Genomic DNA, 23,622 nt, shown 5'->3' with positions numbered 1-23,622 from the left:
CCCTTGACGAGCTTGCGAGCGCTTCGCACTCGAGCGGGAGCAAGCTCCCTCGCCACAAAAGCTTGTTCGCCAGGCGGTTACTGGAGTTGCACAGTGATCACTGGGGTGCCGGCGGTCTCGATCATCCTGGCATGCATCTGCTCGCCACCACCGCCACGACGCATGCCTCGCACCGGGCAGGCGTCCAAATAATCCAGGCCCACGGCCAGTTTCAGGTGGCGCTCCGGGCGAGCCAGTTGGTTGGTCACGTCGAAGCTGTACCAGGCGTCGTCCAGCCAGGCCTCTGCCCAGGCATGGCTCGCCAGGTGCTCGCTCTCTTCGCTGAACAGATAACCCGACACATACCGTGCCGGCACGCCCAGGCTACGAGCACAGGCCAGGAAGGCGTGGGTATGGTCCTGGCACACCCCGCTACGACCAGCGAACGCCTGGGCTGCACTGGTCTCGACTGCCGTGGTGCCAGGGGTGTAGATCATGTGCTGGTTCAACCCATGCATCAGGTCGATCAACGCGGTGCGGTCGCGACGCTGCTGGCATTGCTGCGAGGCGAAGGCTCGAAGGGCCTCGTCCGCCTCGGTCAGCCGGGTGAAGCGCAGGAATGGCAGCGCCGACTGGCTCTCGTGTTCGGCTTCGCGCAACGGATCGATATCCACCTGTCCACGGGCGCCGATGATGACCGTTTCGTGGGGCTCATCCAGGGTCAGCACGTGCAGGATGTTGCCAAACGGATCCAGTTGCGCCCGCACCGGCCGAGGCAAATCAAGCTGCCAGCTCAGCACATGCTGGCGTTCGCTGTCGTGGGGCGTCAGGCGCAGGTACTGGATGCTGGCGCGAACCTGATCTTCATAGTGGTAGGCCGTTTCGTGGCTGATCGAGAGTCTCATATGACCTCCAGGTAGGAACTGTGAATGGTGTTGCCCAGTTCACGGACCAGTGGGATGAATTCGGTGAGCCAGGCATGCAGGCCCCCGTCGAGGATTTCGTTGATGCCGGTGTAGCGCAGGCGTGCGTCCATTTCCGCCGCCAGCCGTTGCGCCTGCCGACCGTTGGTGCCCGGCAGGCTTGCGAGGATCTGGTCAATTTCTTCGGTACAGGCACGCAGCGAGCGCGGCACGTCGGCGCGCAACAGCAGCAACTCAGCCACATGGCGAGCACCCGGGGCCTCACGGTAGATCTCGGTGTAGGCCTCGAAGGACGACAAGGCCCGCAACAAGGCGCTCCATTGGTAGTAGGCGTGGGCCGTGCCGTCGCTGACTGCGTCGGCCTGGTCGCCGGCCATTTCGTAGCGGGCATCGAGCAAGCGCAGGGTGTTGTCGGCCCTTTCGATAAAGGTCCCCAGGCGAATGAACCGGAACGCGTCGTTACGCATGATGGTGCCGTAGGTCGCGCCACGAAACAGATGCGAGCGCTCCTTGATCCACTCGCAGAAACGGCTCATGCCGTAGCGATTCAAGCCTTGCTCGCCGATACCGCGAATTTCCAGCCAGGTGGCGTTGATGTTTTCCCACATGTCGGCGGTGATTCGGCCACGTACCGCATGGGCACTGGCTCGCGCGGAACCGAGACAGCTGTAGATGCTGGCCGGGTTGGCCGCTTCCAGGGCAAAGAAATGCAGCAGGCGCTCGGCGTGCAGATCGCCGTGTCGCTCCCGGTAATCGTCCAGCGTGCCAGTGATCAGCAATGGCATGGCCAGTTCGTGCAGGCCGTCGCCACGCCCATCCTGGGGCATCAGTGACAACGAATAACTGACGTCGAGCATCCGCGCGAGGTTTTCCGCCCGCTCCAGGTAGCGCGACATCCAGTACAGGTCCGAGGCGGTTCTACTCAGCATGGCAGTTCCTCAATCCTCGACCACCCAAGTGTCCTTGGTACCGCCGCCCTGGGATGAGTTCACCACCAGGGAGCCTTCGCGCAGCGCCACCCGTGTCAGCCCGCCAGGGACCACGCGGGTCTCGCGACCGGCCAGCACAAACGGGCGCAAGTCGATGTGGCGCGGGGCGATGCCGTTTTCGACAAAGGTCGGGCACGTCGAGAGCGACAGCGTCGGCTGGGCGATATAGGCGTGCGGCTTGGCCTTGATCCGCTCGCGAAAGGCATCGATTTGCGCCGTCGTCGCGGCCGGCCCCACCAGCATTCCATACCCGCCGGAGCCCTGGGTTTCCTTGACCACCAGGTCGGGAAGATTCGCCAGTACATGGGAAAGCTCTGCAGGATTACGGCACTGCCAGGTGGGAACGTTCTTCAGGATCGGCTCTTCGTCCAGGTAAAAACGGATCATGTCGGTGACGAACGGGTACACCGACTTGTCGTCCGCCACCCCCGTGCCGATGGCATTGGCCAGCACCACGTTGCCGGAACGGTAGGAGGACAACAACCCCGGTACGCCGAGCATCGAATCCGGATTGAAGGCCAGTGGATCGAGGAACGCGTCGTCGAGGCGACGGTAGATCACATCCACCGCCTTCGGCCCGTCGGTGGTGCGCATGAACACTTTGTCATCCCGTACGAACAGGTCAGCGCCTTCCACCAACTCCACGCCCATCTCCCGGGCCAGGAAGGCGTGTTCGAAAAATGCACTGTTGAAACGCCCCGGCGTCAGTACCACGACGCTGGGGTCGTCCAGCGGGCTGGAGCTTTTCAGGGTGTCGAGCAGCAGGTTCGGATAATGATCGATGGGGGCGATGCGCTGGGCGGCGAACAGCTCGGGAAACAGGCGCATCATCATCTTGCGGTCTTCGAGCATGTAGCTGACGCCGCTGGGCGTACGCAGATTGTCTTCGAGCACGTAATAGGTGCCGTCACCGTCGCGTACCAGGTCGACACCGCAAATGTGTGCGTAGATGTCACGGTTCAGATCGAGCCCTTGCATCGCCAGTTGGTATTGCTCGTTGGCCAGCACCTGTTCGGCGGGGATGATGCCGGCCCGGATGATCCGTTGTTCGTGGTAGAGGTCGGCCAGGAACATGTTCAGCGCCTTGACCCGTTGGATGCAGCCACGTTCGACCACTCGCCATTCGCTGGCCGGGATGCTGCGCGGGATCGTGTCGAACGGGATCAGGCGCTCGGTCCCCTGCTCGTCCCCATAGAGCGTGAACGTAATGCCGGCACGGTGAAACAACAGGTCGGCTTCGCGCCTGCGCTGCGCCAGAAGCTCGTCAGGCGTGTCGGCCAGCCAGCGGGCAAACGCCTGGTAGTGCGGGCGGACCTGGCCGTCGGCGTCGTACATTTCATCAAAACCGCTGCGGATCATGCCGTGCTCCTTGTCACCCTGGCAGCAAGGCTTCGCAAGCCCCGTGCCATCGGCATAAACGCTTTATGATCAACGGGTTGGAATCTCCATTGAGAGGCCGCGCACTTTTATAGTGCGGCAAATGCCCCCAACCCGCTGCCCCCGCTTCATTGCGACGCAGGGGCGTCGCTTTCCTGAGCATAGTCATGGAAAAACGAAGCGGCCTGGTCTGGATACAGTTAGGTACAAAACCTGGGGAAGTGATTGTGGTGTGTCAGCGGGTAAGATGTTGATCGTGCAGCCGCCATCGCGAGCAAGCTCGGCTCCCACAGGGACCCTCGGTTAGCTCACAGACATGAAAACGGCCGACACAAAGGTCAGCCGTTGCTGTGGTTGCGGTGAGTGACTGTCAGGCCTGCAGGCGCCGGATCTCTTGCTTGACGCCCCAACCCTCGATAACACCCCCCAAGGGTTCGACAACTGCCTCGAAGTCTTGCTCGAAGTCGCCAATATCATCGTAAGTGGCGTACATCACCCGGCTCAGTTCCAATGACCAAGCCCCGTCGTCCCGTGCACTGATCTGCGCGTTCAACGATTCGCCCCGAAAATGACCTGCCGCCCTGCGCGCCCGCTCCTCGTCCGGGAAAATGGCGTAGAACTCAATGGGATGGAATCGGGAAAAATCGAAACCGCCTTCTTTCATGCGGCGCAATACGCTGGTGCTGATGTCTTCTTGATAGGCTGTGCTCATGAAACGTCCTCCTAAAACCGATGGATAGACTTTCCGTCTTCCCGTGCGTGAAGCCTTCAGGCTGCAAGCGATACGGCATCAAATGGCCGTCGGGACACAAGCATGTAGCTGACAAGACCGGACCTTGGCGATCCTTTCGCTGATCTCAATTGCAGAGTAGCCGCAAGTGGTGGCCACTGCCAAGCGAGACCAGCCACCGTTTCATGAAATCGGTGTAATGCTGAGGATTTCGATACTGTTTTGGGACTTGAGGTTCTTGACTGTCGGGTCTTCGGTGCGGTCAACCAGGTCGTTGAGGTCCAATTGGCTGAGCACGGGTAGCAACCTTTCGCGGATCAGTTGGGCGGCCTGCTCCATGGTGGGTTTGTGGTCATAGTCGAACTGCTCGACGGTGGTTTCACCGTGATCGTCAATGAAAGTGATTTCCCACTTTTGCATCAGTGTCTCCTTGATCAATTCAGGGCAGGGCTTACCTTCATCTCGACATTGATGGACGGACAATCGTTCCGCTGGGTGTTTGGAGGGCACACATGAAAAGACCGCCTCGGGGGCGGTCTCCTTTGTGCAGCCTTGGCCGATCACTTTTCGGCGCGTTCCTTCAGGGCCTTGAGGGTGTTGAACGGCGCATCCACCACGAACTTGTTCGCCAGCCAGGACGGCACGTCACCACCCGGTTCGGTGTGGACCTGATAAACGACTTCAATCTGGTCGGCGCCCTTTGGCGTGAACTTCCAGAAGCCGTCGACCTGGGCCACCCGTACGAAACCTTGCTCCTCAGGCTGGTATGTCGGCACGCCCTTGAGCTTGCGGGTCAGGCTGCCGTCGGCCCCCTCCTCGGTGGTGACTTCCAGCACCGAGTCCCGGGGCGTCACCGGCCATGGCGTGTTGAATTGGGTATAAGTCCAGCTCTTGTCGCCTTCGTGCTTGAGCAGTTTCTGGCTCTTGCACTCATGAATCCAGGCGCAGGCGCCGGGAACGTCTTCCTGCAGGGCCCGCAGCTTGGCCATGGTGGTTTTCATCACCGTCACGCCGCGATAGGCCTTGTACTTGGAGCCTGCCACTTCACTGAGGGAAACCTTGATACCTTCCTTCTCCTTGGCAACCTGCCAGTCTTCTGCCTGAGCGGTGGCCGTCGCCAGCAACACGGTCAACCCACACAACACAGCCATACGATGCAGCGAACCCATAGTTTTTTCCTTATTGTCCAAGTTCGTTCATTTCGGATCTGTTCATTGACCCATTACGCTGCCGTGACTTGCTCCCACCAACCGATCAAGCGGATGGCCTCTTCACGGCTGCCGCCGCACACCTCGATGTCGGCTTCGAACGCCGAGCACACCGCCGGACGCTCCGGCTGGCCGAAGATCCGGCACAGGTTATCGACCGACAGTTGCACGCAACGTTCTCCCGCCGGTTTGCCTTGGGGCATGCCAGGGATAGGTGAGCTGATGGAAGGGGCGATGCAACAGGCGCCACAGCCTTCACGGCACTTCATGACGACAACATCCTCGCGGCGGGTAATGATGAGTAACAGAAGACAGAGTAACGGCTAAAACACTCGTTTTAAATTACCGTCTGCGTGTTTTTTTACCGTTGGCCAAGTGACCGAACGGTCAGCAACGAGCTGCATGCCCTATGGAAGGCTTACTGCTTGAACTCGAAATCCAGCGCAGCGCCTTCCACCTCGTTGCGCTCCTGATTGCGCAGCGGCAGTTGCATTTCATTGCTCAACAACCGGCCATTGAGTTGGAACGGTCCGGGTTTCGCTCCGAACATTGACGGCAAGAGCGGTTCGCGCTTGAGCGGCGCAACCTTACCCGGTGGCTGCAGCTGCTCGACCATGTCATGGGGCAGGCTCAGGTCCAGCTTGGCCGGCGGCAATGGAGTCTTGGCGACCTCGTGGGCGGATTTGCTCTTGGAAGCAATGGGCGCACGCTTTTTTTTCTTCGCCGCAGTCGCCTTTTTAGCGGAAGGCTTCTTGGCCACCGCGGTTTTTTTCGGCGCATTCTTCGTGGCACTGACGGCCGGTTTTTCCTGCGCCGGAGCCGCCACGACGACGCCTCCCATTTGGAAGACACTGAACAGGCCGATCAAAACCCAGGCAACAGGAACATTGGCTTTCATAGACACAACGGCACTGACGGCAGAAAACCCCATGCTCGCCTGATAATGAGGCGCTGACAAGCACATCAAGCTAAGCCGCTGATTTCTATAGAAACCCGTTGGCCGTTTCTTGGCACAATTGAGTCGCCAACAACCCCAGCGTCATCAAGGCCCGCTCTGCCTCACGGTTCCAGGGGGTACCGCAGTTCAAGCGAATGCAGTGGTTGAACTGCTCGGTGTTACTGAAAATCAGACCTGGCGCGATACTGATGCCTTGTTGCAATGCCCGCACGTGCAATTCCTGGGTATTGACCCGTCCCGGCAAGCTGACCCACAGGATGAAACCGCCGTTGGGACGGCTCATTTGCGTGCCTTCGGGGAAGTACTGTTGCACCGCCAGCTGAAAGGCGCTGAGGTTCTTGCGGTACTCCTGGCGGATATAGCGCAGGTGCCGGTCATAGCCACCGTTTTCCAGGTACGCGGCAATGCCCATCTGCGTAACGCTGCACGCCGAGTGAGTACTGAAGGTCTGGAGCCGCTGGATTTCCTGCTGGAATTTCCCAGCGATCATCCAACCGATGCGCACACCCGGCGACAACGTCTTGGAAAAACTCGAACAGTAGATGACCCGGTCCAGCCGATCGTAGGCCTTGAGGGCCTTGGTACGACCCTGCTCGAACATCAGCTCGCCATAGATATCGTCCTCGACGACCTGGATGTCGAAGTCCGACGCCAGGCGCAGCAGTTGCTTTTGCCGCTCTTCAGGCATGGTGCCGCCGAGGGGATTGCTCAGGCGCGTGGTCAGCACCAGCGCCTTGATCGACCACTGGTTGGCCGCCAACTGCAAGGCCTCCAGGCTCATGCCGGTGACCGGATCGCTGGGGATCTCGATAACCTTGAGGCCCAACAGATCCGCCAGTTGCAGCAAGCCGTAATAGGTCGGCGACTCAGCGGCGATCAAGTCCCCCGGCCGCGTCAGCACCCGCAAGGACATCTGCAGCGCATCGACGCAGCCGTGGGTGATCACCACCTCGGAAGGGTCCACCACGACACCGGCGTCGCGCATGCGAATCGCCACTTGGCGCCGCAACGGCTCGAAGCCCGGGCTGAACATGTAGCTGAACGCCCGTGGGCTGTGGAAACGCGTGACCTTGGCCAACTGCTGATGCAGGGCCCGGACAGGCAGGTAGTCGACACTCGGCACCGCCGCACCCAGGGGGAACACTCCTTCGCGGCGCGACTCGACCAATACCTGCTGGATGATGCTGCTGCGCGTCACCAGCCCCGGGCGCTCTACCCGGGCAATGTCCGGCGTCGGTGCGGTCAGGGCCGGTGTCTGGTGCACGTAGTAGCCCGATTGCGGCCGTGCGCGAATCAGCCCCTGATCTTCAAGGTTCGCGTAGGCCTGCAACACCGTGGCGTGGCTGACGTTGAGCTGCGAACTCATCTTGCGCACCGAAGGCACGCGTTCACCGGGCTGATACACACCGCGCCGGATGTCTTCAGCCAGCTGTTGAGCAATACGTTGATAGAGCAGGAGGTTGGTCATGACGCAGCACTCGATTTCACGGGCATTTTATTCTTGTCGGAAACGATACCGGAACAGTTTAGAAGTGTACTGGGACAGTTGCCAGATTACTCGACAGTACAGTGGAGTGACAGCTCTAACTGTACTCATCGCGCATCGATTGCAGGGCTAAAAAAACCCGGCGCCTTTTACAGGGGCCGGGTTTTCCAGTGACGCAACCCTTAGCGGGCGGCGCCGAGCTGGCCTTTTTCGTCGGAGAACACAATTTCAACGCGACGGTTCTGTGCCCGGCCCCGCTCGGTAGCGTTGACGTCCACCGGGTACTCATCACCGTAGCCTTCGACCTGGATGCGTTTTTCATCAATCCCCAGGTCCACCAGCACATCCGCTACCGACTGTGCGCGGTCTCGGGACAACTTGAGGTTTTCCTGCTTGCCGCCCGTACTGTCGGTGTACCCCTCGATACGCACCACGCGCTTGGGGTTGAGCTGCAAGAACTGCACAATCTTGAGCACCACCCGGTTTGCCGAGTTCTTCAGTTCCGCTTCGCCGGTGTCGAACAGCACGTCGCCCAGGGTCATCACCAGGCCGCGATCGGTCTGGGTGGTCGCCATCGCCATGATCTGTTCTTCAAGCCACTTGCCCTGCTGCACACTCAGCAACTTGGATTCGCGCAGGGCCAACTGCAAGCGCTGGCGCTCCAGTTCGAGCTTCGCCGCGCGCTCTTCGTTGAGCACCTGATTGCTGTGCTCCCGGGCGATCGCACTGTAGCGCTGGCTCAGGTAGGCGTAATGCTGCACATCCTCGCCGCTGCCCCAGTAGCTGGACAGGCGATCGGCACGGGCCAGGGACTCCCCGGCGCGGATCACGTCCCGGGGCGCGGCACGCAATACGTTGGCGTCTTCCTTGACCTTCTGGAAATCGGTGCTGGCCTGCTCGAGCGCCGCTTCACTGCGTTGGCCGGCACAGCCATACAAGCTGACCAGGCCGGCGAGCAGCAGAGCGCCCAATACGTGGGAGTGCTTCATTGGGCATCCTCCCTCAGCTGTTTGCGCAAGCGCTTGATGCGGGTGTCGAGCACGTTCAGTTGCTCCTGGCTCTTGAGGGTCAGCACCTTCGCTTCGGCCAGGCGGGCGTCGAGTTCAGCCTGTTCGGCTCGCATGCGCGCCTTCTTGTAGGATTCGTCGGCCATGTTGGATTTGGCGCGGGCGAATTTTTCTTCAGCCAGTTTCAATTCGGGCACTTCGTCGGCGGTGGCGCCAACGGCCCGGGCCTGCTCCAGTGCCTGTTCGGTCAGGCGGATCTGTTCATTCGGCGCCGGATCGGCTGCGCAGCCCGCCAGAGCCAGAACGGCCAGGGCAGCGAAAAGAGGTCGAATAGTCACTAATGTTCCCTACTGTTTTGGGGCACTGACAGGTGGCTGCAACTGTGTTTTCCAGCGCTCGAGATTGCGCTGCAACACAGCCTCCGTCAGACCGGACGCGGCCAATTCTGTCATCTTTTGCGCCAGCTGTCCGCGTAACCATGGGTCATTGCAGGCGGAGTTATGGGAAACCGCGAGGAACAGTCCGGGTTTGTCCACCGGTTGCGGTGCGGCTTGCAGGTCGTTGGCCATCCCCAGTGTCTGCGCCATCGCCAGGCCCGAATAGCGACCCGCCAGGACATATTCCACCTCTCCCAGCAGCAATTTCTGAAAAGCCTGGGTCAGGTTGGGCGTGCGCACCAGGGCCAATTTCTGCTCGGCAAAAACGCCAAATACCTGGGTCATACGCGCCTTTTCCGACAGGGCCCCGGGATGTCCTTGGAGGTCTTCGGGCTGGTTGATGACCAGTGTCGAATCCTTGCGGGTCCAGACCAGATAATCGTTTTCCAGCAATGGCGGGTGGACGTAGTCCAACGCGTCAAGCCCCGTGCTGGTCAGTGGCGCATCGGTGAGCAGGTCCATGCGCCCACTGCGCACTTCATCCAGTGCCTGGGCGCGCTTGCCCGCGTAAAGCAGCTCGATCTTGATCCCCAGTTCGCCTGCCACTTGCGCCAGCAGGTCTGCGCCAGCGCCGATCAGGTGCTTGGGGTCCTGAGGGTCTTGCCAGAGGTAAGGCGGTGCGTCCGGGCTGCCGGTGGCGATCAGGCGTTCACATTTGCCGGCGGCGACAGACAGGCCCGGCATGACCGCCAATGCCCACAGCAACGACCAGCCGGTCAAACGACGCAGATCCATGGCGATACGCTCCCCTTGCAGCGAAAACAATCAGTGCGAAAAATAAAAAGCCCGGCCAAAGGGCCGGGCTCTTTATAAGTGAAGACGCCGGATTAGACCAGCTTCTCCAGCTCAGGGATGGCTTCGAACAAGTCCGCCACCAGGCCATAGTCGGCCACCTGGAAGATCGGTGCTTCTTCGTCCTTGTTGATCGCAACGATCACCTTGGAGTCTTTCATGCCGGCCAGGTGCTGGATCGCGCCGGAGATACCGACGGCGATGTACAGCTGGGGGGCAACGATCTTGCCGGTCTGGCCGACCTGCATGTCGTTGGGTACGAAACCGGCGTCGACCGCGGCGCGGGAAGCACCGACGGCAGCGCCCAGCTTGTCGGCCAGGGCGTACAGGTGCTTGAAGTTGTCGCCGTTCTGCATGCCACGGCCGCCGGAAACGACGATCTTGGCAGCGGTCAGTTCAGGACGATCGGACTTGGCCAGTTCTTCGTTGACGAAGCTGGAGATGCCGGCGTCGTGGGCAGCGCCTACGGCTTCGATGGCAGCCGAGCCACCTTCGGCGGCAACCGGGTCGAAACCGGTGGCGCGGACAGTGATGACCTTGACCGCAGCGTTCGATTGCACGGTGGCAATGGCGTTACCGGCGTAGATCGGACGCTTGAAGGTATCGGCGCTTTCTACCGAGATGATCTCGGAGATCTGGTCGACGTCCAGCGCAGCGGCAACACGCGGCAGGATGTTTTTGCCGTTGGAAGTGGCGGCTGCCAGGATGTGGCTGTAGCCCTTGCCCAACTCGGCTACCAGCGGTGCGATGTTTTCCGGCAACTGGTGTGCGTAGGCGGCGTTGTCGGCCGACAGCACTTTTGCCACGCCAGCGATTTTCGCAGCGGCTTCGGCAACGGCGCTTGCGCCCTGCCCGGCCACCAGGACGTGCACATCGCCACCGATTTTGGCGGCAGCAGCAACGGTGTTCAGCGTGGCCGGAGCCAGCACCTTGTTATCGTGTTCGGCGATTACCAAGATAGTCATGATCAGATTACCTTCGCTTCGTTTTTCAGTTTCTCGACCAGTTCAGCCACCGACTTGACCTTGATGCCCGCGCTGCGTGCAGCCGGCGCTTCGACTTTGAGGGTCTTGTTGGTGGAGGCGGTGGAAACGCCCAAAGCGTCAGGCGTCAGCACTTCAAGCGGCTTCTTCTTGGCTTTCATGATGTTTGGCAACGACGCATAACGCGGCTCGTTCAAACGCAGGTCGGTGGTGACGATGGCCGGCAGTTTCAGGGAAACCGTCTGCGCGCCGCCGTCGATCTCGCGAGTCACGGCAACGCTGTCGCCGGACACTTCGACTTTGGACGCGAAGGTACCCTGACCGTAGCCGCTCAATGCCGCGAGCATCTGGCCGGTCTGGTTGTTGTCGCTGTCGATGGCTTGCTTGCCGAGGATCACCAGCGATGGCTGTTCCTTGTCGACAACGGCCTTGAGCAGCTTGGCCACGGCCAGGGAAGTCAGGTCTTCGGCGGATTCGACGAGGATGGCGCGATCGGCACCCAGTGCCAGCGCGGTGCGCAGTTGTTCCTGGGCGGTGGTCGGGCCGATGGAGACGACGACGATTTCCGTTGCCACGCCTTTCTCTTTCAGGCGTACGGCTTCTTCCACGGCGATTTCGCAGAAGGGGTTCATCGACATCTTGACGTTGGCGAGGTCGACGCCGGAGTTGTCCGCCTTGACGCGAACCTTGACGTTATAGTCGACCACTCGTTTGACAGCTACAAGAACCTTCATGGATTCCTCGTTACTCTCCGGTGAAAAAAAGTCGCCTAGGCGAACCTGGCGGTTGATGCTCATGGGCGCAAGGGCACCTCTAAAAACGCCGGCATGAACCACACATGACCCTGCTCACGGGAGTGAAGACCATTCGTCAGTGATGACCGATGAGTCATTCATTATCGCGGCGTGTAAACTGCGCCTCGGAACCGCGCAATACGTCACTTTGTGCTGCCTTCGCCCTGTCTTTAGAGGTGCTCTTGAAACCAACAGTCAGCCTACGGCGAGCGCAAAACCGCCCGTATCTTGACCGGAACACCTATTCCGGTCAATACGGCAAAATGGTCAGTCATAAGCCGTACGTCAGTGATTTATCTGGGCTGCGGCAATTTCAAACAAACGTTTGTATTGGACCCTGAGAGTGGTGTAGATATAATGCGCCGCTTAAGAGAGACCCGCGGTTCATCCATTGTCGCTTTCGTCGCTTTTCGCGAAGGAAACAACGGATGCAACGCCAAACCTCCAATTAGAAAAACTGTGAGCCTTGAGTAGGAGATAGCCTGTGGAACGCGAATACATGGAATTCGACGTGGTCATCGTCGGTGCCGGCCCCGCTGGCCTGTCTGCCGCTTGCCGACTGAAACAGAAGGCCGCCGAAGCCGGTAAGGAAATCAGCGTCTGCGTGGTCGAAAAAGGTTCCGAAGTCGGTGCGCACATCCTCTCCGGCGCGGTGTTCGAGCCCCGCGCCCTGAACGAACTGTTCCCGGACTGGAAAGAACTCGGCGCGCCGTTGAACACGCCCGTCGTTCGCGATGACATTTATGTCCTGAGAAACCCCGAGGCTGCGAGCAAAATCCCTGACTTCTTTGTGCCCAAGACCATGCACAACGAAGGCAACTATATTATTTCCCTGGGCAACCTGTGCCGCTGGCTGGCCCAGCAGGCCGAGAACCTGGGTGTGGAAATCTACCCCGGCTTCGCCGCCCAGGAAGCGCTGTTCGACGAAAACGGCGTGGTGCGCGGGATCATCACCGGCGACCTGGGTGTCGACCGCGAAGGCAACCCGAAGGAAGGCCTCTACACCCCTGGCATGGAACTGCGCGGCAAGTACACGCTGTTCGCCGAAGGCTGCCGTGGTCACATCGGCAAGCAACTGATCAAGCGCTTCAACCTGGACAGCGAAGCCGACGCTCAGCACTACGGCATCGGCCTGAAGGAAATCTGGGAAATCGACCCGGCCAAGCATCAACCCGGCCTGGTGGTGCACACCGCTGGTTGGCCGCTGGACATCATGGGCACCGAGAACACCGGCGGTTCCTTCCTCTATCACCTGGAAAACAACCAGGTGGTGGTCGGTCTGATTATCGACCTGTCCTACAGCAACACCTTCCTGTCGCCGTTCGACGAGTTCCAGCGGCTCAAGCATCACCCGGTGCTCAAGCAGTACCTGGAAGGCGGCAAGCGCGTCAGCTACGGCGCCCGTGCCATCTGCAAGGGCGGTCTGAACTCGTTGCCGAAAATGGTCTTCAAGGGCGGTGCGCTGATCGGTTGCGACCTCGGCACCCTGAACTTCGCCAAGATCAAGGGCAGCCACACCGCCATGAAATCCGGCATGCTCGCCGCCGAGGCCGTGGCCGATCGCTTGTTCGCCGAGTCCGAAGGCGGTGATGAACTGACCGCCTACGTCGACAATTTCAAGAGCAGTTGGCTGTACGAAGAACTGTTCGCCAGTCGCAACTTCGGTGCCGCGATCCACAAGTACGGCGCGATCGTCGGCGGTGGTTTCAACTGGCTCGACCAGAACATCTTCGGCGGCAAAATACCGTTCACCCTGCACGACAACAAGCCGGACTATGCCTGCCTCAAGCTGGCGGCCGATTGCAAGAAGATCGACTACCCGAAACCGGACGGCAAGATCAGCTTCGACAAACTCAGCTCGGTGTTCATCTCCGGTACCAACCATGAAGAAGAACAGCCCTGCCACCTGAAGCTGACCGACCCGAGCATCCCGATCGGCAAGAACCTGCCGCTGTACGACGAACCGGCCCAGCGCTACTGCCCGGCTGGCGTGTACGAAGTGGTGACCAAGGAAGACGGCGAGAAACGCTTCCAGATCAACGCCCAGAACTGTGTGCACTGCAAGACCTGTGACATCAAGGACCCTGCGCAGAACATCACCTGGGTATCCCCGGAAGGCGCTGGCGGGCCGACCTACCCGAACATGTAAGCCGACACGCTGAACATCGAGGCTCCCGCAATGGGGGCCTTTTTGTTGCCTGCCATTCCAGAAACACCGCAGTCCAAATGTGGGAGCGAGCTCGCTCGCGATGGCGATTTCTCATTCAACACAGATGTCGACTGACACACCGTTATCGCGAGCAAGCTCGCTCCCACAGGGGAACATCGCAGGATCAGGCGGCGCGCTCTTCCCCGGGGTTGCGCTCGAAGTAGCGCTTGTACTCCCGACTGAACTGCGACGGGCTCTGATACCCCACCTGATGTGCCACCTGGGCCACACCCATACCGTCGATGAGCAGCAGCCGCTGCGCCTTGAGCAAACGCAAGCGCTTGAGGTACTGCACCGGCGACAACAACGTGCTGCGCTTGAAATGCTCATGAAAGGTCGATGCGCTCATGTTCGCGCAACTGGCCAGTGTCTCGACGTTCAGCGGCTCGGTGAAATGCGCATGCAGATGGCTCAGCGCCGCGGCAATCCGAGCGAATTGCCCATGCTGCTCCACCAGCGCTCGCAATACGTCGGCCTGAGGCCCGCGCAAGGCGACGAACAGCAATTCTCGCAGTCGTGCCTGGCCCATGACCTGGCATTCCAAGGGGTCGTGCAAGCAGTGCAACAATCGCTCGACACACCCTCGCATAGCACCATCGAGCGCGGCGCTGGTCATGGATTCAGGCGTCTGCGCCGCCAGGCTTCGCCCCGGCGTCAACCCCATGGCCAGCACCAGCTCCCCCAACATCGCCCGATCGATCGCCACGGAAATCCCGAGCAACGGAGCATCGGGCATGGCATAGGTTTCGCACTCGAACGGCACCGGCAGCGCCTGGATCAGGTAGTGCCCGGCGCCGTACTCCAGCGTGCGCGGTCCCAGGTAAGCCAGCTTGCTGCCTTGGGCAATGATCACCAGGCTTGGCTCGTAGAGCTGCGGACCACGGGCGATGTCCTCGCTGCACCGCAGGACTTGTACCCCAGGCAGCGAGGTCGGGATAAAACCGTCACGGGTCGCCAGAGGTTCGATCAGCGAAACCAGCGCCGCGTTGGCATCGAGATGGCGGGTCAACAACATGATGAAAACTTCACGAAAAAATGGATGGGAACATCATCGCAGGTCTAACGTCACATAGGACCAATCCACGGCCAAGGTCGGAGAATTAGGCATGACACCCGTAGGAATCGTCATCGCCGTTCATGGACCGGACTCCCACAATGGGGCCCTACCATTCACTGCTTAGCGAGGTTCGTTATGTACACCGCCATCGGATATGCCGCCCAATCGCCCACCGCCCCCCTCGCCCCGATGAAGTTCGAGCGCCGCAGCCCGCGAGCCGACGATGTGGCGATCGACATTCTTTACTGCGGCGTCTGCCACTCCGACATTCACCAGGCCCGCAACGAGTGGGGCATCGCCGTTTACCCGCTGATGCCCGGCCATGAAATCATCGGCAAAGTCACCGCCGTCGGCGCGGACGTCACCCGCTATAAAGTCGGCGATCTGGTCGGTGTTGGCTGCATGGTCGACTCCTGCCGCGAGTGCGAAGCCTGTCATGCCGACCTGGAGCAATACTGCTACCAAGGCATGACCCAGACCTACGCCAGCCCTGATCGCATCAGCGGCGGCCACACCATGGGCGGTTACTCCAACAGCATCGTGGTCAAGGAGCATTTTGTGCTGCGCATCCCGGCAGCACTCGACCCGGCCAGTGCCGCGCCGATTCTCTGTGCGGGCATCACCACCTACTCGCCGCTCAAGCACTACGGCGTGAAGGCCGGCGACAAGGTCGGCGTGCTCGGCATGGGCGGTCTAGGCCACATGGGCATCAAGTTCGCCAAGGCCATGGGCGCAGAAGTGACGCTCTTCACCCGCTCGGCCAGCAAGGCCGAAGAAGCCCGTCGCCAGGGCGCCGACCATGTGATCGTGTCCACTGACGCCGAGCAGATGGCCGCCGCGGCCGGACGCTTCCACTTCCTGCTGGACACCATTCCGGTGCAGCACGACCTGAACCCCTACCTCAGTACCCTGCGGTTCGACGGTGTACACATCCTGGTGGGCCTGGTCGAGCCGATCGATCCACCAGTCCATGCGGCCAACTTGATCATGGGTCGTCGCGTCCTGGCCGGCTCGTTGATCGGCGGTATCGCCGAAACCCAGGAAGTGCTGGACTTCTGCGCTGAACACAACATCAGCTGCGACATTGAAATGCTCGACATCCGCCAGATCAACGAGGCCTACAGCCGCATGATCGCCGGGGACGTGAAGTACCGCTTCGTCATCGACATGGCGACGCTCAAGGCCTGACGTTCGTCAGACCTTGGCGCCCAGTTCCGCCGACAGCCGGGCTGTGACCCCTTTGACCAGGGGAATCAGCTCGGCCATCTTTTCCAGCGGCATGTACGGCACAGTGCTGGCGATGCTGATACCGGCGACGATGCGCTTGCCGGCATCACGGATCGGCGCCGCCACACAGCGAATCGACGGTTCGTTGTCTTCCAGGTCGAAGGCATAGCCCCCCGCCACGTACTCCAGCATCCGTTGCTGAAACTGTTCCCAGGATTGCTCCTGATGCTGGGGCCAGAACTGATGCTTCCCACCCGCCGGCAGGCTGATTTCATACAGCCGCTGCCATTGTTCCTGAGTGTCATCGAGCATCAGCGCCTTGCCGATCCCGGTGCGCGCCAACGGCATGCGATGGCCTACGCGCGAACGCATTTCCGGGCCGTTACGCCCCGGATTCTTCAGCAGGTACAAGACTTCGTCGCCCTCGCGAATCGCCAGGTGAACGGTGTCCCCGGTCAACGCCGACAGCTCGTCCAGGTACGGCCCCGCCAGGCTCACCAGTGGCAGTTCTTCCCGGGCCTGGAAGCCCAACTCGATCAACTTCGGCCCCAGCAGGTAACCCACTTGCGGCACCACGCGCAGGTAACGTTCGTCCACCAGGCAACTGGCCAGGCGATGGGTGGTGCTGCGGGTGGTGCCGATCAGCCGGGCGATTTCCTTCAAGTCACGGGCGCCGCTGGCGACCGCCTGCACGACACCCAGGCCGCGCAGCAATGTCTGCGTGCCTGTAGGCGCGGCGTCCTTGGTGATTTTTGGATCGTCTTGCTGCATAGCCGGCCTTCAACAGTGAGCGGGGAACGGGCGGCATTATGGTCGCCCGCCCCGTCGGACTACAACTCGATGCGCTCGACCTTCCCGACCAGCAGGATGTAGGACAGCGCGCCAGCCAATGCCAGGACCGAGATATAGGTAATGGCCGGGGCGAACGAATCGCCGCTGGCGAGGAAGCCAATCACGATCGGCGTGGCGATGGCCGCCAGGTTACCGATGAAGTTGAACACTCCGCCGGTCAACCCGAGCAGTCGTGCCGGCGCCAGGGTCGACACCAGCGACCAGGTGATCGACGCCAGGCCATTGCCGAAGAACGCCAGGGCCAGGAAAGCGATCACCAGCGGCGTCGACTCGACAAAGTTGGCGCCGATGATCGAGGTCGAGATCAGCAACCCGCCAATGATCGGCAGCTTGCGCGCGAACCCCACGGTGGCACCGCGGCGAATCAACCAGTCGGAGAAGAACCCGGAGCACAGCACGCCGACAAACGCCGCGAGGAACGGCAACGACGCCAGCAGGCCAGACTTGATGAAGTCCATGCCGCGATACTTCACCAGGTAGGTGGGGAACCACGTCAGGAAAAACCACAGCGTGGAGTTGAGGCAGAACTGCCCCAGGTAAATGCCCCACAACTTGCGTTGCGTCAGGACGATGCCCAGGTCGGACCAACTGAATTTCGCCTTGACCTTGGCGGTGTCGGCCTGGATATCCACCAGCCCGCCGCCCTCGCGGATCAGCTCGATTTCGGCGGCATTGGCACCTTTGAAATCCCGGGGCTCGCGGTACACCGCGTACCAGATCGCCGCCCAGAGAATCCCCACCGCACCGGTGGCGACAAACACCATGTGCCAGCCGAAGGCGTGTTGCAGCCAGGCCAATACCGGCGTCAGGAAGGCCAGCCCGACAAACTGCCCGGAGGTGTAGAAACCGATGGCCGTGGCCCGCTCACGCTCGGGAAACCAGGTGGTCACCACGCGACTGTTGATCGGATAAGCCGGCGCTTCCAGGGCACCGACCGCCATGCGCAGCACGAACAACGCGATGAAGCTGGCGGCGAACCCCAGCATCACCGTGGCTACCGACCACAACAGCAATGCCACGCTATAGAGAATGCGCGGCGGCACCCGGTCCACCAACCAGCCACCGGGAATCTGCATGGCGGCGTAGGTCCAGCCGAACGCCGAGAAAATCAGCCCGACATGGATTGGATCGATACCCAGGTCGCTGGTCAGCGCGGGAGCGGCAATCGAGAGGTTGCTGCGGTCCAGGTAATTGATCACCACGGTGATGAACAGCAGGACCATGATGAAAAAACGCTTGCGGCTGGGCGTCACCAACGACGCCTGCGCGCTCAGGGTGTGCGCTTGCATGTGAGGTGCCTCTTCTTATGTTTATTGAGGAAACGGGCGCATCGAAGAAGATCTCCCTGTTTGCGAAGATCAAATTGTGGGAGCGAGCTTGCTCGCGATGACGGCGTGTCAGTTGGCATATGTGTGACTGATACATCGCCATCGCGAGCAAGCTCGCTCCCACAGGGTCAGGCGTGACTCACCACTCGGCAAAACTGCCATCGGCATGGCGCCAGATCGGGTTGCGCCAGCGGTGGCCGATGGCCGCGCGTTCGATGACGTATTCCTCGTTGATCTCGATGCCCAGGCCCGGGCCATTGGGGATCTTCACGAAGCCCTTGTCATAGTCGAACACCTGCGGATCCTTGATGTAGTCCAGCAGGTCGTTGCTTTCGTTGTAGTGGATGCCCAGGCTTTGCTCCTGGATGAACGCGTTGTAGCAGACCGCATCCAGTTGCAGGCACGCCGCCAGGGCGATGGGCCCCAGCGGGCAGTGCAGCGCCAGCGCCACGTCATAGGCCTCGGCCATGTTGGCGATCTTGCGGGTTTCGGTGATGCCACCGGCATGGGATGCATCCGGCTGGATGATGTCCACGTAGCCCTCGCTGAGCACCCGCTTGAAGTCCCAGCGGGAAAACAACCGCTCGCCCAGGGCAATCGGGGTGCTGGTCAGCGGCGCCAGTTCCTTGAGGGCTTCATAGTTTTCGCTGAGCACCGGCTCTTCGATGAACATCAGTTTGTAGGGGTCGAGCTCCTTCATCAGCACCTTGGCCATCGGCTTGTGCACTCGGCCGTGGAAGTCCACGCCAATGCCGACGTTCGGCCCGACCGCATCGCGCACCGCCGCCACGTTGGCCAGGGCCAGGTCGACTTTCTCGAAGGTGTCGAGGAACTGCAGCTCTTCGGTGCCGTTCATCTTCACTGCGGTGAAGCCCCGAGCCACCGCCTCTTTCGCCGCGCGAGCGGTGTCCGCCGGCCGGTCGCCGCCGATCCACGAATACACACGGATCTTATCCCGCACCTGGCCGCCCAGCAGGTCGCTGACCGACACACCCAGGGCCTTGCCCTTGATGTCCCACAACGCCTGGTCGATGCCCGCCAGGGCGCTCATGTGAATGGCCCCGCCGCGGTAGAAGCCGCCGCGATAGAGCACGGTCCAGATGTCCTCGATGTTGCGTGGGTCTTTGCCAATCAGGTAGTCGGACAATTCCTCGACAGCAGCCGCCACCGTATGAGCACGACCTTCGACCACAGGCTCGCCCCAACCGGTCACGCCCTCGTCGGTCTCGACCTTGAGGAAGCACCAGCGCGGCGGAACGATAAACGTGGTCAGCTTGGTGATTTTCATCTTGTTGTCTCTCTTGTCAGATGCAGCGCACGGGGCGCTGGAAAAGTCTTCAGTTCAAGGCATTCCATGCGGCCACATAGGCCTTGGCGCGTACCGCCACTTCATCCGCTGTCAGGCCCGGCTTGAACAACCCGGAACCGAGGCCGAAACCCTTGACGCCGGCTTCGACGAACACCGCCATGTTGTCCGGCGTAATCCCACCCACCGGTACCAGCACGGTCCCGGCCGGCAGCACCGCGAGCCAGGCCTTGACCACCGCCGGGCCCATTTGCTCGGCGGGAAACATCTTCAGCACATGGGCGCCCTCGGCCAGCGCGGCAAAGGCTTCGGTGGGCGTGGCGACGCCTGGCGACAGGTACAAGCCCGCCGCCTTCGCCGCACGCAGCACCTTCGGATCGCTGTGGGGCATGACGATCACTTGGCCACCGGCGGCTTTCACCTGTTCCACCTGTTCCGGCGTCAGCACGGTGCCGGCACCGATCAGGCAATCGGCGGGCAAGGTACTGCGCAGGATGCGAATACTTTCGTACGGCTCGGGGGAATTGAGCGGTACTTCGATGACGCGAAATCCGGCGCTGTACAGAACCTCGCCAATGGCCGCTGCCTCTTCGGGACGCAGGCCACGCAGGATCGCGATCAACCCGTTGTGCGCCAGTGCTTGTGTGAGCATGTCAGACCTCCAGTCAGGTTCAGGGGGCGGTGGAATCGAGCAACCCGGCCGCCACGGCCAGTTGCCACAAACCGCGTTCGGTGGCCTGTTCGGCCAGGACCACCCGGGCGAAACCGCAGGCGTCGAGGGCCCGTTGATAACGGACACAGAGTTGGGAGTTGCCGATCAGCACCACCGTCGGCAGGTGCAGGCTGTCGCGGCGTCGGCGTTGTACCTGGGCCAGCGCTGTCAGCTCATGGCCGATCAACAGGCCCGAGAGGTAGTCCGCTTGGGCGCTGGCGCCCAACTCGCCGGTCAAGCCCAGGCTGCGGGCGCTGAACACGGTGGACAACGGGCCGATCTGGCCGTCCACCGACAACGCCACTTGCACGCCGCGATCAAAGGCCACGCCATCGAAGGTCGGACTCCGTTGCTGGGTGCGACCGAGAATGCTGTGGTCACTGAGCACGGCGAAGATCTCGCCGGTCATGAAGGTATCGAAATGCACGATGCGGCCATCGGCCACTTCCACCCATTTCGAATGGCTGCCGGGCAGGCCGATCAGCACAGCTTCGTCCGGCAGGCTGTGCAAGGCACCGAGCACTTGGGTTTCTTCGCCGCGCATGACATTGGGCAAGCGCGAACGCTGAATCACGCCTGGCACGATGTGCACATCGACACCGCGAAGGCTGCGAACGGTTTGTAGGGAATGTCCGAGATTGGCGACATTGGCGGGTGTGTCGCAGTACGGCGCTTCACGCCAGCCCTGAGCACTGCCGACCATGCCACAGGCAATGACAGGCAAGCCTGGCTGGGCATCGAGCCAGTCGCCGCAGGCCTCGTCGAAGGCCAACTCGAAACCGTCGATGCACACCTGGCCGGCCACGTTTCGCGGCCCGGAGGGCAACTGCATGATCCCCGACGACAGCGAACGCTGCTCGAGCACCTCGCCACCGGCAGCGAGTTTGTAAGCCCGTAATGAGGTGGTCCCCCAATCGAGCGCGATCAATTGCGCCTGCATCCGCTTCACCTGTTTTGTTTTTTGGCAGTGAGTGAGACGGACTATAAACCTGGGATCAACTAAATCTCAATATATAAATATCACTCCCATATATTGGGACAAAAATACATCACCTACAAAGCCAATCGCCATCCGTCCAAGACCCTGCTACGTTTTCTGGCCGGACGCCAAACAACTAGGGAAAAAGTGATGGGACAACTGCTGAAAATCCTCGGCCGCACGTCTTCGATCAACGTCAGAAAAGTGCTGTGGACCTGCCAGGAACTGGACATCGCCTACGAGCGCGAAGATTGGGGCATCGGCTTCGCCTCGACCCAGGACCCGGCGTTCCTGGCCTTGAATCCCAATGCCCAGGTGCCGGTGATCATTGATGAGAACGGCGTGTTCTGGGAATCCAATACCATTTGCCGCTACCTGGTGGGCAAGCATGGGCCCAGCGATCTGCTACCTCTCGAGCCTGCCGCCCGGGCGCGAATCGAACAGTGGATGGATTGGCAAGCCACGGAGCTCAACCCGTCCTGGGGCTACGCCTTCCACGCCCTGGTGCGCAAGAATCCGGACTTCCAGGACCCACAGCGCATCGCCGCCGGCATCAAGGGCTGGAACGAGAAGATGGGGTTGCTGGAGCAGCAGTTGAGCCGCACCGGCGCCTACGTGGCCGGTACGGCGTTTTCCCTCGCGGACGTGCTCATCGGCCTGTCCGTACACCGGTGGCGCCAGGCGCCCATGGAGCGTCCCGACTATCCAGCCGTGGCGGCCTACTGCAAACGCCTCGAGCAACGACCGGGGTTTGCCGAGTACGCGTCTGCCGCACACTCATGAAGTGCTCAGTGGCCGTTAGCGAAATCCCTTAGCACCTTGCCGTCCATTCGGTAGCGCACCCACTCTTCCTGGGGTTGCGCGCCGAGGGATTTGTAGAACTCGATGGCCGGCGTGTTCCAGTCCAGCACGCTCCATTCGAAGCGACCGCAATCGTTGTCGCAGGCGATCTTCGCCAGGTGGCGCAACAGCGTCTTGCCCGCCCCGCCACCGCGCTGCTCAGGCGTGATGTACAGGTCTTCGAGGTACAAGCAGTTACTGCCCAGCCAAGTGGAATAACTGAAGAAAAACACCGCGAAACCAATCGGCACGCCATCACGCAGGCAGATCAGCCCGTGGGCGGTCGCGCCTTCGCTGAACAGGCTGCGCTCGATGTCGGCCACACTGGCGATGACTTCGTGGCGGGCTTTTTCGTAATCGGCCAACTCGGTGATGAAGGCAAGGATTTGAGGCGCATCGCTGGGTTGCGCAGGACGGATCTCGATCGACATGAACAGGCCTTGTAGCCAATTGAAAGCGCCATACTAAGCCGCTGCGCGGCGCTCGTCACATACCGATCCAACTATTTGATCGTCGACGCGAGCTTCTTTCACAAGTGCCGTTCGTCGCGCCCGAGGCACCAACTCAAAACCACCACGGCCCAAGATCGGGTAAGCATTCTGAAAAATGGAGGCGACACCATGATCACTTCAAGGCTGACTGCATTCACACTCGCCACGCTGTTGTCTTCGGTGGCTTTCGCGGCTTCCACTTCCGGCACCGGCCCCACCGACCCGGTACAGGCGCCCAATTCTCCAGCCACGCAAGGCCTGCCCAAGTTGAATACCGACGGCACCGGCGGCGGTCTGAACAATGGCCAGCCACCTGCCACCGGCACCGATCCGCGTGTGCAGGGTAATGACATGGGACGCCAGGGCGGCATGAATACGCCTGACTCCACCGCCCCTGACAACGCCGAGACCGGCGTGGGTTCGAAAACCACGACCGGTGGCTAGGGCTCCGAAGGTGGCGCTGCCAGCCAGTAAGCAGCTTCTGCCCGGACACTTGAGGAGGAAAAGCCCATGCCTCGTGGAAGCAAAGACAAATACACCGCCGAGCAAAAACGCAAGGCCGAACACATTGAAAAGAGTTACGAGAAAAAAGGCGTGTCGCAGAACGAAGCCGAGGCACGGGCCTGGGCGACGGTAAACAAACAGTCCGGTGGCGGCGAACGTTCCGGTGGTTCGGGTAAGGCAAAACCGGCGGCGGCCAAGAAAACCGACCGCAAGGAATCGGCCCGACGCGCCGCCAAGACCCGCGAAGGTCACCCGCGCAGCAGCAAGGCCTCCCATGGGACCCAGACTGTGGACAGCCTGATGAAGGAGGCCCGGGCGAAAAACATTCCCGGACGGTCGAAGATGCGCAAGCAGGAGCTGGTCGAAGCGTTGCGCAAAGCGGGGTGATCGTTGGCGTCAGGGAGGACGCCATCGCGAGCAAGGTCGCTCCCACATAGGATCGGCGCTGTGCTGA

At 61.1% G+C, this 23,622-nt stretch carries 26 protein-coding genes; 5 read left to right on the top strand and 21 right to left on the bottom strand.

The features are described 5' to 3' along the window. Positions 1–77: 77 nt before the first annotated feature. The 14 genes from J4E63_RS16615 to J4E63_RS16550 all read right to left on the bottom strand — a co-directional run bounded on the left by J4E63_RS16615 (position 78) and on the right by J4E63_RS16550 (position 11,603). Positions 78–884 (bottom strand): transglutaminase family protein, encoded by an 807-nt coding sequence (locus J4E63_RS16615; RefSeq protein WP_207282690.1) that lies wholly within the window; start codon positions 882–884, stop codon positions 78–80. Beyond that, a complete protein-coding gene (locus tag J4E63_RS16610; RefSeq protein WP_060741265.1) occupies positions 881–1,831 on the bottom strand; it encodes an alpha-E domain-containing protein in 951 nt (316 codons plus the stop codon). Before J4E63_RS16610 ends, J4E63_RS16615 begins: the two co-directional genes overlap by 4 nt. Before the next feature lie 9 nt (positions 1,832–1,840). Continuing rightward, positions 1,841–3,250, bottom strand: a complete 1,410-nt coding sequence (locus tag J4E63_RS16605) for a circularly permuted type 2 ATP-grasp protein (protein ID WP_207282689.1) — start codon at positions 3,248–3,250, stop codon at positions 1,841–1,843. Positions 3,251–3,638: 388 nt separating this feature from the next. Then, positions 3,639–3,980 (bottom strand): ribonuclease E inhibitor RraB, encoded by a 342-nt coding sequence (locus tag J4E63_RS16600; RefSeq protein WP_003179463.1) that lies wholly within the window; start codon positions 3,978–3,980, stop codon positions 3,639–3,641. A gap of 201 nt (positions 3,981–4,181) precedes the next feature. Next, the gene (locus J4E63_RS16595; protein ID WP_072406264.1) at positions 4,182–4,418 is read right to left on the bottom strand and encodes a hypothetical protein; all 237 of its coding nucleotides are present in this window, start codon (positions 4,416–4,418) and stop codon (positions 4,182–4,184) included. 140 nt (positions 4,419–4,558) lie between these two features. Next, entirely contained in the window at positions 4,559–5,167 is a 609-nt protein-coding gene (locus J4E63_RS16590) for an START domain-containing protein (protein ID WP_060741262.1), read from the bottom strand. 53 nt (positions 5,168–5,220) lie between these two features. Continuing rightward, the gene (locus J4E63_RS16585) at positions 5,221–5,475 is read right to left on the bottom strand and encodes a YkgJ family cysteine cluster protein (protein ID WP_060741261.1); all 255 of its coding nucleotides are present in this window, start codon (positions 5,473–5,475) and stop codon (positions 5,221–5,223) included. A gap of 149 nt (positions 5,476–5,624) precedes the next feature. After that, the gene (locus J4E63_RS16580; protein ID WP_207282688.1) at positions 5,625–6,104 is read right to left on the bottom strand and encodes a translation initiation factor 2; all 480 of its coding nucleotides are present in this window, start codon (positions 6,102–6,104) and stop codon (positions 5,625–5,627) included. A gap of 85 nt (positions 6,105–6,189) precedes the next feature. After that, positions 6,190–7,632 (bottom strand): PLP-dependent aminotransferase family protein, encoded by a 1,443-nt coding sequence (locus J4E63_RS16575; protein ID WP_192261680.1) that lies wholly within the window; start codon positions 7,630–7,632, stop codon positions 6,190–6,192. Between the two features lie 200 nt (positions 7,633–7,832). Continuing rightward, positions 7,833–8,639, bottom strand: coding sequence for an OmpA family protein (locus tag J4E63_RS16570; RefSeq protein WP_207282687.1), 807 nt, complete (start codon positions 8,637–8,639; stop codon positions 7,833–7,835). Further along, positions 8,636–8,995: a DUF4398 domain-containing protein gene (locus tag J4E63_RS16565; RefSeq protein WP_003204190.1), complete on the bottom strand. Its 360-nt coding sequence runs from the start codon at positions 8,993–8,995 to the stop codon at positions 8,636–8,638. The genes J4E63_RS16570 and J4E63_RS16565 overlap by 4 nt, the downstream gene beginning before the upstream one ends. A gap of 9 nt (positions 8,996–9,004) precedes the next feature. Beyond that, entirely contained in the window at positions 9,005–9,829 is an 825-nt protein-coding gene (locus tag J4E63_RS16560; RefSeq protein WP_207282686.1) for an ABC transporter substrate-binding protein, read from the bottom strand. 92 nt (positions 9,830–9,921) lie between these two features. Then, positions 9,922–10,851, bottom strand: a complete 930-nt coding sequence (locus J4E63_RS16555) for an electron transfer flavoprotein subunit alpha/FixB family protein (RefSeq protein ID WP_207282685.1) — start codon at positions 10,849–10,851, stop codon at positions 9,922–9,924. A gap of 2 nt (positions 10,852–10,853) precedes the next feature. Further along, complete coding sequence (locus J4E63_RS16550) at positions 10,854–11,603, bottom strand: electron transfer flavoprotein subunit beta/FixA family protein (protein WP_014339477.1); 750 nt, start codon at positions 11,601–11,603, stop codon at positions 10,854–10,856. A 544-nt stretch (positions 11,604–12,147) separates the two neighbouring features. Between J4E63_RS16550 and J4E63_RS16545 the strand changes: the two genes are divergently transcribed. Next, entirely contained in the window at positions 12,148–13,812 is a 1,665-nt protein-coding gene (locus tag J4E63_RS16545; protein WP_207282684.1) for an electron transfer flavoprotein-ubiquinone oxidoreductase, read from the top strand. 184 nt (positions 13,813–13,996) lie between these two features. On the opposite strand, the gene J4E63_RS16540 is transcribed toward J4E63_RS16545, so the two are convergent. Next, positions 13,997–14,887: an AraC family transcriptional regulator gene (locus J4E63_RS16540; protein WP_103307981.1), complete on the bottom strand. Its 891-nt coding sequence runs from the start codon at positions 14,885–14,887 to the stop codon at positions 13,997–13,999. Between the two features lie 177 nt (positions 14,888–15,064). Here J4E63_RS16540 and J4E63_RS16535 point away from each other — a divergent pair, with 177 nt between their 5' ends. Next, a complete protein-coding gene (locus J4E63_RS16535) occupies positions 15,065–16,117 on the top strand; it encodes an NAD(P)-dependent alcohol dehydrogenase (protein WP_207282683.1) in 1,053 nt (350 codons plus the stop codon). A 6-nt stretch (positions 16,118–16,123) separates the two neighbouring features. On the opposite strand, the gene J4E63_RS16530 is transcribed toward J4E63_RS16535, so the two are convergent. The 5 genes from J4E63_RS16530 to J4E63_RS16510 all read right to left on the bottom strand — a co-directional run bounded on the left by J4E63_RS16530 (position 16,124) and on the right by J4E63_RS16510 (position 21,294). Then, positions 16,124–16,927 carry an IclR family transcriptional regulator gene (locus J4E63_RS16530; protein WP_060741254.1) on the bottom strand — a complete coding sequence of 268 codons (804 nt, stop codon included), beginning with the start codon at positions 16,925–16,927 and terminating at the stop codon, positions 16,124–16,126. Positions 16,928–16,986: 59 nt separating this feature from the next. Further along, positions 16,987–18,297, bottom strand: coding sequence for an MFS transporter (locus tag J4E63_RS16525; RefSeq protein ID WP_063324934.1), 1,311 nt, complete (start codon positions 18,295–18,297; stop codon positions 16,987–16,989). 178 nt (positions 18,298–18,475) lie between these two features. Beyond that, the gene (gene dgoD / locus J4E63_RS16520; protein ID WP_003179439.1) at positions 18,476–19,624 is read right to left on the bottom strand and encodes a galactonate dehydratase; all 1,149 of its coding nucleotides are present in this window, start codon (positions 19,622–19,624) and stop codon (positions 18,476–18,478) included. A 49-nt stretch (positions 19,625–19,673) separates the two neighbouring features. After that, positions 19,674–20,294 carry a 2-dehydro-3-deoxy-6-phosphogalactonate aldolase gene (locus J4E63_RS16515; RefSeq protein ID WP_003204208.1) on the bottom strand — a complete coding sequence of 207 codons (621 nt, stop codon included), beginning with the start codon at positions 20,292–20,294 and terminating at the stop codon, positions 19,674–19,676. Positions 20,295–20,313: 19 nt separating this feature from the next. After that, positions 20,314–21,294 (bottom strand): 2-dehydro-3-deoxygalactonokinase, encoded by a 981-nt coding sequence (locus J4E63_RS16510; RefSeq protein WP_207282682.1) that lies wholly within the window; start codon positions 21,292–21,294, stop codon positions 20,314–20,316. A gap of 189 nt (positions 21,295–21,483) precedes the next feature. Here J4E63_RS16510 and J4E63_RS16505 point away from each other — a divergent pair, with 189 nt between their 5' ends. Beyond that, positions 21,484–22,116 (top strand): glutathione S-transferase family protein, encoded by a 633-nt coding sequence (locus J4E63_RS16505; RefSeq protein ID WP_207282681.1) that lies wholly within the window; start codon positions 21,484–21,486, stop codon positions 22,114–22,116. Positions 22,117–22,121: 5 nt separating this feature from the next. Here the strand turns inward: J4E63_RS16505 and J4E63_RS16500 are convergent, their stop codons facing one another. Further along, the gene (locus J4E63_RS16500) at positions 22,122–22,604 is read right to left on the bottom strand and encodes a GNAT family N-acetyltransferase (protein ID WP_060741250.1); all 483 of its coding nucleotides are present in this window, start codon (positions 22,602–22,604) and stop codon (positions 22,122–22,124) included. A gap of 189 nt (positions 22,605–22,793) precedes the next feature. On the opposite strand from J4E63_RS16500, the gene J4E63_RS16495 reads away from it, so the two are divergent. Further along, positions 22,794–23,108, top strand: coding sequence for a hypothetical protein (locus tag J4E63_RS16495; protein WP_207282680.1), 315 nt, complete (start codon positions 22,794–22,796; stop codon positions 23,106–23,108). A 66-nt stretch (positions 23,109–23,174) separates the two neighbouring features. Further along, positions 23,175–23,555 (top strand): Rho termination factor N-terminal domain-containing protein, encoded by a 381-nt coding sequence (locus J4E63_RS16490; RefSeq protein ID WP_207282679.1) that lies wholly within the window; start codon positions 23,175–23,177, stop codon positions 23,553–23,555. Positions 23,556–23,622: the final 67 nt, after the last annotated feature.

It is taken from the genome of Pseudomonas sp. FW300-N2F2 (assembly GCF_017351655.1).
In the GTDB taxonomy this organism is placed as follows: Bacteria; Pseudomonadota; Gammaproteobacteria; order Pseudomonadales; family Pseudomonadaceae; genus Aquipseudomonas; species Aquipseudomonas fluorescens_AA.
This window is presented reverse-complemented; position numbering and strand designations above follow the sequence as displayed.